This is a genomic window from Microcystis sp. M049S2 (assembly GCF_020245625.1).
GTDB classification, from domain to species: domain Bacteria; phylum Cyanobacteriota; class Cyanobacteriia; order Cyanobacteriales; family Microcystaceae; genus Microcystis; species Microcystis ichthyoblabe_A.
The window spans coordinates 1-3,187 of record NZ_JADBUN010000246.1; the positions used below are offsets into that span (position 1 = coordinate 1).

Below are 3,187 nucleotides of genomic sequence, written 5' to 3' on the forward strand. Positions count from 1 at the left end.
CCCCACACCCCACACCCCACACCCCACACCCCACACCCCACACCCCACACCCCACACCCCACACCCCACACCCCACACCCCACACCCCACACCCCACACCCTGCCCCCAGGAAAAGCTTTTTCAGCAAACCCTAAGTATTGTTTCCGATTGTGGCAGTCATCTTAATAGTGAGGTACTAATTTTTCGTTTTGGGGGGCCAGTCGTCACGATTCGGTCGTCAATAGCAAATTAGGTTATACTTCATCTTTAAGAAAAAAGCTGTAAGAATCGACCTCGAAAATGTCTTGACCATCGAACCCGATTCGAGGTATTCTATCAGGGTAGATCAGACAGTAATAAAATTCAGATTTAAATTGGCAATGTTAAACCAGTTCAAAATTCTCATTGTTGATGATAATGAAGTAGATCGGATCGCCGTGCGCCGATTCTTAAGAACATCGGAGATGGCGATAGAAATAACAGAAGCCGCTGACTATCAAGAGGCTAAAGAACAGATGTCTAATAATCTTTTCGACTGTATGTTTATCGATTATCTTCTACCCGATGGAGATGGTTTGACTTTGGTGCGGGAAATTCGGCAACAGGGACTTAAAATACCCCTAATTGTCTTAACCGGTCACGGAGACGAAGGAATTGCCGTAGATATGATGAAAGCCGGTGCTTCCGATTATCTGAGTAAATTTCGTCTTTCTGCCTCGCGCTTAAATCAAGCGATGCGAAACGCCCTACGCATCTATGAAGCGGAAGAAGAAGTGGCGATTGCCAAACAAGAAAAAGAGCAATTGGCTAGACAAAAAGAAGATTTTGTTTCGAGGATGACCCACGATTTGCGAACTCCCTTAGTGTCTGTCAATCATATATTAGAACTATTTCAAGAAGGTTTATACGGTGAGATTACTCCCGAAATGAGTCGAGTCATTCATGTGATTATTCGCAGTAATACAAATCTCTTGGAAATGGTTAATAATCTTTTGGAAGTTTATTGTTATGAAAACGGCGAAAAGATACTTAATTTTACTAAATTAAAGATTATCGATATTCTCGAAGAAGTCTGTCAGCAGTTAACTCCCCTTGCCCGAGAAAAAGGACTAGAATTAAGCTTAAATGCCGAAAATGCTGGGGAAATTTTCCTAACTGGCGATCGCTTGGAACTGCGGCGCGTTTTTACCAATCTCATCGGCAATGCGATTAAATTTACCCAAAAGGGTGATGTGAAAATTCATCTCATCCCCGCTAGAGAGGAAGATACTTTTGTCACCATTGTCGTCGAGGATACTGGTATAGGCATTTCAGCAGAAGAACTACCCCGGATTTTCGAGCGCCTGTACTCCGGTTCCCCAGACAGTTCCAACAATGGGTTAGGACTTTATCTCTCCCGTCGCATTATCGATGCTCATGGGGGAACTATTGCCGTCACCTCAGAATTAGAACGGGGTACTAGCGTTTCTGTCCGTTTACCTGTCTAGAAAGATCGATAATAGAAAAAATACTTTCTGCCGATCGGTCACTGTTAATGGCTTCTAATTGGGATATCCTGTTAATACAAGCGGCGCGTCAGGGCAATCTCGCGCGGGTTCAAGCTTTACTGAGTCAGGGGGCAAATGTCAACGCCACCGATAGCCAAAATACTACGGCTTTAATCTATGCCGTGCAGGGGGGTTATGGGGAAATTGTGGCAATTTTGCGAGAATTTGGGGCTGATATCAACAAAAGTAAACAACCTCAAGGTTTAACCCCTCTCATGTTAGCGGCCGCCCTCAATCACAGTCAAATCCTTGCTCAATTAATCGCCGCCGGTGCCAATGTCAATAAGGTTAATCAAGATGGTACACCAGCACTAATGATCGCCGTTTATAAGGGTCATACAGCGATCGCAGAACAGTTATTAACCGCCGGTGCTCGGGTCAATATGCGCGATCAGGATGGAGATACGGCTTTATCTGTAGCGATCAAACAAAATTACGCCGCAATTGTCGGTTTACTGCTCGATAATGGTGTAGATGAAGAAATCCGTCAAGAAGCTTGGTTACAGGCTCTCAACGCTAATCGTCCAGAAATCCTCGAATTGTTTATTAACCGTGGTATGCCCCTCGATTCTCCCACTTTATCTGGGGAAACTCCCCTAATTTTGGCTGTAGAGAAGGGAAATCTCGGCAGCGTACAAACTTTACTGCAAGCGGGAGCCAATCCGAACATTAGCACGGAGGAGGGAGAAACTGCCCTGATGATCGCCGCTGCTGAGGGATATTTCGATATTGTCCGACTTTTACTCGCTCAGGGGGCTAGTATTGACAATCAAAATCAGGCGGGAGAAACGGCCCTGCATTTAGGGACGATCGAAGGACATTTAGAGATCGTCCAGGCCTTACTACAAGCCGGCGCTTTTGTCAATCACCGCAACCATTTTGGTGATACACCCCTGATCATCGCCACGGTGCAGGGGTACGAAGCGATCGTTTTAGAATTGTTAAAACAGGGAGCCGACCCTAACCTAACTCAGCAGGGAGAAACACCGTTAACTTTAGCTTTACAGCGCCAATTTACGGAAATCTGCCGTTATCTCCTCGACTACGGGGCTAATCCCAACGCCGTTTATCCCGATGGTAAAACCGTCCTTATGAAAGCTTGTGAGGACAATAATAGTCAATTGGTGCGCTGGTTAATCGATATCGGCGCCGATGTCAATAAACTCGATTTTAGCGGCGCTTCCCCTTTGATGTGGGCGAGTTATCACGGTTGTCTCGACACGGTTAAAGTTTTGTTAGACGGGGGAAAGGTGAACTTAAATCAGAAAAATCAAGGGGGAATGACCGCTTTAATGTTAGCTAAATTTAATCACCATCAGGCGATCGCTTCTTTATTACAACAAGCGGGAGCGATCGAGTAAGCTGCCCACGCATTTAAATTGCTTGTGGAGATGAGGCGATCGGCGATCGGCAGGAGATAGGGTGTTGGGGTGTTAGGGTGTTAGGGTGTTAGGGTGTTAGGGTGTTAGGGTTTTAGGGTTTTAGGGTTTTAGGGTGTTAGTTGAAATTCCCCACTTCCCCACTTCCCCACTTCCCCACTTCCCCACTTCCCCACTTCCCCACTTCCCCACTTCCCCACTTCCCCACTTCCCCCCGAGAAACTTTTTGCTGCAAACCCTAGATAGTCAACAACTGACCATGACCACGGTGATATTATCGG

2 protein-coding genes and 1 pseudogene are annotated in these 3,187 nt (G+C 46.0%); all 3 read left to right on the top strand.

Going from position 1 to position 3,187, the window contains the following annotated elements:
* Positions 1 to 360: 360 nt before the first annotated feature.
* Positions 361 to 672, top strand: a pseudogene (locus IM496_RS22775) (response regulator); the annotation flags it as partial.
* A 42-nt stretch (positions 673 to 714) separates the two neighbouring features.
* Positions 715 to 1,467, top strand: a complete 753-nt coding sequence (locus IM496_RS19355; protein WP_502861965.1) for a sensor histidine kinase — start codon at positions 715 to 717, stop codon at positions 1,465 to 1,467.
* Positions 1,468 to 1,487: 20 nt separating this feature from the next.
* A complete protein-coding gene (locus IM496_RS19360; RefSeq protein ID WP_353737648.1) occupies positions 1,488 to 2,888 on the top strand; it encodes an ankyrin repeat domain-containing protein in 1,401 nt (466 codons plus the stop codon).
* Positions 2,889 to 3,187: the final 299 nt, after the last annotated feature.